This is a genomic window from Candidatus Methylobacter favarea, assembly GCF_902806695.1.
In the GTDB taxonomy this organism is placed as follows: Bacteria; Pseudomonadota; Gammaproteobacteria; order Methylococcales; family Methylomonadaceae; genus Methylobacter_B; species Methylobacter_B favarea.
Genome location: NZ_CADCXN010000015.1, coordinates 1 through 4,964, shown reverse-complemented (window position 1 = coordinate 4,964; position 4,964 = coordinate 1). Strand labels below are relative to the sequence as shown.

Annotated in this window: 4 protein-coding genes and 1 pseudogene; all 5 read right to left on the bottom strand. The window is 45.8% G+C overall.

What is annotated here, in order from left to right; all coding sequences use genetic code 11:
• Positions 1-499 precede the first annotated feature (499 nt).
• Entirely contained in the window at positions 500-1,156 is a 657-nt protein-coding gene (locus tag HUX64_RS02110; RefSeq protein WP_174624596.1) for a tetratricopeptide repeat protein, read from the bottom strand.
• Between the two features lie 6 nt (positions 1,157-1,162).
• Positions 1,163-1,702, bottom strand: a complete 540-nt coding sequence (locus HUX64_RS02105) for a hypothetical protein (protein ID WP_174624595.1) — start codon at positions 1,700-1,702, stop codon at positions 1,163-1,165.
• A 182-nt stretch (positions 1,703-1,884) separates the two neighbouring features.
• A complete protein-coding gene (locus HUX64_RS02100) occupies positions 1,885-3,630 on the bottom strand; it encodes an ABC-ATPase domain-containing protein (RefSeq protein WP_174624594.1) in 1,746 nt (581 codons plus the stop codon).
• A 95-nt stretch (positions 3,631-3,725) separates the two neighbouring features.
• Positions 3,726-4,706 carry a lysophospholipid acyltransferase family protein gene (locus HUX64_RS02095; RefSeq protein WP_174624593.1) on the bottom strand — a complete coding sequence of 327 codons (981 nt, stop codon included), beginning with the start codon at positions 4,704-4,706 and terminating at the stop codon, positions 3,726-3,728.
• A pseudogene (locus HUX64_RS02090) lies at positions 4,703-4,964 on the bottom strand (glycosyltransferase family 2 protein); the annotation flags it as partial. The gene HUX64_RS02095 and the pseudogene HUX64_RS02090, both read right to left, overlap by 4 nt.

The window sequence follows — 4,964 nt, the reverse complement described above, 5'->3', positions numbered from 1 at the left end:
AGGGTCCAGAGGTTAAATACCTCTCCCAAGAGACCGAATACATGGCTGCAATCTTGATTTCTGTTGGAAACATCAATTTCTGTAAAAACTTGGCTTGCAATTGGGGAGGAGTCCATATATGACTCGACGCCATAAAAGCAAAGCCTGCATTTTCACTACGCAAAAAACGCTCCGTGAAAACACATGCACTACCGCTTCTGGGGACTACTCGACTCCTGTCTCGCAGCGATAGCATTTTTAAAATTTAAGGCTTTGAATGAGGCCGGTCTCCCAGGGGCTATAAGTTTGGAGGTTGTATAAATGGGCATTCAACATGCCAAGTGAGTATCTGCGCTAAAATTACCCGTGGCCTTCAGCAAGTACCTCAAGGTCGTGCTGCCCCCGTAGTCAAGTGATAGTTCCAATTTAATCAAGCCTTTCGCAATCACAAGCAGGACTTATAAGGCTTATGCTCAACCAGGACAAAATAATGGACTTAAGATCATTTTATTATAAATCATTAAAATCTTGCCGCTTTTGCACGCGCTTCTTTGGCTCCATTAAAATTCCTCTGCATTTCCCGTGCCTTGGCAATCAACAGCCAGCTGTGCTTTTTCAACGTAGTATTGCTGGATGCCAGTAAGGCAGATTTTTTTGCCAGATCTTCCGCCAAACGGGGTTTTGACTGTTTTAGCCTTAGTACCGCCAATTTATAAAATAAAGTTGCATTTCTAGGTTCGATTCTGATCGCGCGTTCAATGGAAGAAACCGCCGATTCAAGATTACCCGCCTGGGTGTTTTGGTTAGCTGCGGATACTAATGCCCCTACAGCCGGAGATAAGGAAACTGAAGATTCTAAAGGTTCAAAAGGCGTTGGCGTGGAAGACTGCGATTGCATTTCCGGCTCTGTTTCCGGTTCCTGTTCCGATTCAGGGGCTGAAGGTTCAGAATCTAATTCAATAGGCGGAGGCATTGGAGCGGATTCTTTAAGCGGCTCAGTCCGGATAATTTCCGGAGGCTGTTGATTAATTTGCGGGGATTGTGTTTGAGCCGGATGAGGCACGGACCCGGATCGTCCTCCATAAACCGGCGCCGGAGGCTGGGAGCTGTATAATCCCGCGCAACCCGCAAGGAAAGAAGACAGCATGCAAAGTAAAGCAAATTGTTTCAGCGACATAGGGTATTAAAACAGTTCTATATTATCGGTTGAATCCGCCGGGTACGGACTATTTTTTACCACAAGCGCTCCTTCTACAGATTTATCTTGAAAAATGGCATCGAACATTAATTTTTCAGATTCCATCGTATATCTGGAACGGATTTGCTTCTGAAATTTCAGCCATTCGCCGGGATTATGGAGGCGTTCCGGATTGCCCAGCAGTTGAGATAATCCGCTTAGGTTAGAGGTTACATGGTGCAAACACTGTACCATCCGGTCATAAAATTGAAAAGCCACGATAGCAGAGTGGATTTTATCACCTGTTTCGGAGCAACAAACCAAGGCCTCATCTCTTGTTTGGCCGGCTTCAAGGGCAAGCAGGTAATTATTAACAGCCTGCATATGTTCAACTATAACAGTAAACGCCTGGGTTAGTGTGTTGATGGATAGGTCGCTCTCTTTTAGCAAATCTTCTATCTGAATAGCCGAAAGAGACAGCAATTTGACGGTTTCCCTTACTTCGCTCCAATCAGGATCCGGCTTTTTTGAATGGGAAGAAGACATATTTTTACCCAGAATGATTTTATAAAAAGCTGAGAGACGGGATTCCCGGCCTTATTTTTGCTGTGCAGAGCAATTGTACAGAAGAAATCTTTTACCGGCAATTTACCAACCAGAGCAAAGGTATGCTCTTCGGCTCTTTCGTTCCTGGCAAGACTTGTTTAAGCGTATTGAAGTCCGGCTAATTATTGATGAACTATCTTCAACGATCTGATTCTGTTGATAGCCGCGGCCAGCTCGTATTTACGCGGCATGGAAAGTGTTCCGGGATAATCAGGATATAAAATCGCCAAACCGTGTTTTTCTATTTCGTCATAAAGCCGGTCTATCCAGAAACGGATGGTTTCAGGCTTATCAGACTCAAGCATCTTATTTCGTAAGCTGAACAGACAGTAGCCTATGGCTAAAAGCTGGGGCGCTTCTGCAATTTGCGCTGGCGCATCCAGATTGATAATATCCATCCCATATTCCAGTCGCCTGGACGCCTGGCGTAAATTTTTAATGCGTTTATCCATAACCTTTCTCAAACGCTTATTCTCATAAGCCGGATTAAAGTTATCTCTTGCCAAGCGGCGTGCTGTAGAAAAATCGGCATGAAAAGCCGTCTCAGCGGCTATCGGCCCCAGCTTTTTGCGCACTTTAGCCGTAATATCGTGGCAGTGGTAATTTTCCATCAGCAAGCAAGTATCGGCTTTCTGCAAAAAAGAGCCTATGCCGCCGACGACAAAAATCATCGAAATACGATACTGTTCCCATAATGACCGCAGTGTTGAATAAAGCGGTTTGATCGGTTCGAGTGAGGAATCCAGAATTTTTCCGATTAATTCATCGCGCACCAAAAAATTGGTGGCGCAACTGTCTTCATCAAACATCAGCAATCGGCAGCCGCTTTCGACAGCCTCGACGATAGCGGCTGCCTGGGAAGTGCTGCCGCTGGCGTTATCGGTTGAAAAATGCCGGGTTTTAAGGCCATTCGGCAAGTCGCTGATAAAAGGGCTGATGTCAACGCCGCGAATACTGCGCCCTTCTTCAGAACGGATAAAAAAAGCATCTTCCCTGCTAACCACAAATTCCCGTCCGTCTCCCGGGATGTGGGCATAGACGCCGGCCAAAATGGCCTGCATTAAGGTCGATTTACCATGATAGCCGCCGCCGGTAATGCAGGTAACGGCTTCTTTAATGCCCATGCCGGTAATGCTGCCGCCTTCCGGCAAGGGAATTTGTATCTGCAGGGAATCGGGCGATTGAAAAGCTTTGACAGCACCATCGGTTAACGGGCTATCATCGATGCCGCTAGTGCGGGGAAGTCTTGAGCCGTTGGCGATAAAAGCGACAAGACCGTGCTGCCGCAAATATAAGCTAATACTCGCACGTTTATTTTGCACATCAATAAACCGGCTAAGCAGGGTTTGAGCGTAAGCATCATAGCGTTGATAAAAAAAGCTAAACTCAACAATGGCAACGAGTTCCTGGCTAAACATTATCCATGCCTGCGCGGCGTCAAAAACACCACCGCCCTTTCCTTTCGCCGGTAAACTGATAATGAAGCGCAAGTAAATGAATTCTTCATCGATTAAAACGCTATCCCTTTGCAGCATTTTTTGGCTTAAGGCAATGGTATTAAATGAACCACTGCCCTCTTTACCGCGATTTTGCCGGGCAAACTTCTCGATCCCAAGACGAAAACGCCGAATTAAAAAATCCGCTGCCGCCAGTTTGCAGGCTGCTGACTGCAAGAATTTTTCAGGTATTTTGCTTTCCTGTATCGATATTTTTACCGAAGCAACTGAAGCAGGGTTAGCGCCGGGACTGCCCTGAATTTTGATAAAACGGAACTCAAATCCGGGGAAATGATATGTTCCATATAGCGTCTGTATTGCATGGAAGGGATGATCAGCAATAGACGCTATTAATTTATTTAATTTTTTCATCCATGCTCAGCATTGCTTAAATACTGCTTTAAATCAGCAAAATAAAGCGCATTGTTTACCGAGAGCTGCGAAATCTGACCCATAGACAGGCAACGCTATAAACATGTCAGCCTGGTCACATTTTCTTGATGGCCGTTACTGACCCGGCTTTCAGCGTCACTCCAAAAATCGAAAAAATTAAACCATTGCAAGGGCTCTTTTAAACAATAATGCTGCAATTTGTCAGCATATTGTTGGATCGTTTCTTGCAAGGCCTGCTCGCGATCTTTGCGGGGAAATTTCAGACAGTCGCTAAAATGCTCGAAATAAATCACATGTTTTCCCTGCTGCTTTAAACAAAACAGCGTATATACAGGACATTTCATTAATGAAGCAAGTATAAACGGGCCTTGGGGAAACAATGCCTTGGCGCCGAGAAAATCAACTTTCGATACCCGCTGCTGATTATTAACGGGCGTTCTGTCTGCCGTAATAATAACTAATTCACCCTTAGCGATTTTATCGCTTAACAGTATTGAGGTAGCGGCAGTAATTTCAGTCACCTGTATCAGATTGAGGCGGCTATTAGGGCTGTATTGATTTAACAGCCGGTTAAATTTTTCGGCATGTTTGGTATGCACTAAAACAGTGATGCGCATTTTCTTATCGAGATAAGCGATTACCCGGCAAACTTCAAGGTTGCCCAGATGCGAACCTAACAAAACTGCGCCCTGTCCTTTTTCTATCTCCGCCAATAACTGATCGCGGCCGTGGTATTTTACATCAGCAAGTGAAAGCGCCCCTGACCAGGCGGCCAGTTTATCAATAATGGCATTGGCAAAACTGATGAAGTGCCGATAGCTCGAACAGGCGCTGCCGCTCAAATTTAATGCCGGCGCGAAACCCGCTATCCGGGCCAGATAAGCTTGACTGGCTTTTCTAGCCTGCCGGTTAACCAGCCAGTAGTAGCTCACGACAGGGTATAAAAACAGTTGCAGGACGGTGCGGCCAAAAAGCAGGTAAATACGCAACAGGAACCGCATTCCCAAATCGACGCCCCCTTCTTCCATCTGCGCCCAGTGCGTTGATTTTCTCATTGCCGATGCCTGAGCAGCAACTGGGGAAACCGGCTCAACATTCCGAAAAACAGCCTGGCATGGGTTTTTGAAATCATGACATTATCCTGCCATAGCTTAAAATGGGATATGCCGTCGCAAGGGTACTGCACATAAGTGGGAATATTGATGACTAGAATTCCCTGCCAGAATAAACGCACGACAATATCAATATCAAAATCCATGCGTTTGCCAATGGCGGCAAAACCGGCTAATCGCTCTACAGCAGCCAGGGGATAG